This is a genomic window from Rhizobium sp. SVR5-9E (genome assembly GCF_056755095.1).
This window is the reverse complement of record NZ_JBNDHS010000563.1, coordinates 1-251: the sequence shown is the minus strand read 5'-3', so window position 1 is coordinate 251 and position 251 is coordinate 1. Positions and strand designations below refer to the sequence as shown.

General features: G+C 61.8%; 1 protein-coding gene. It reads right to left on the bottom strand.

Going from position 1 to position 251, the window contains the following annotated elements:
• On the bottom strand, positions 1-251 hold a 251-nt coding region (locus ACPYOJ_RS36075; protein ID WP_481420490.1), incomplete at both ends, for a VCBS domain-containing protein.

The window sequence follows — 251 nt, the reverse complement described above, 5'->3', positions numbered from 1 at the left end:
GTGACGACGTCCTGGCCAACAAAGCCGTCGACGGTCGTCGATACGGTTTCGCCGGTCGGGATGCTGATGACGGGCGCATCATTGGTGCCGGTGATCAGGATGCTGATGACCTGCGTGTCCTTGGCGCCGTTGCTGTCGGTGACCTCGACCGTGTAGTCAAGACGCGTCTGCCAACCGGCCGGCAGGAAGTCGAAGTTCTGGCTGCCGGAATTGAAGGTCCAGTGCAGCGTGCCGTCCGAATTGCCGTTGAC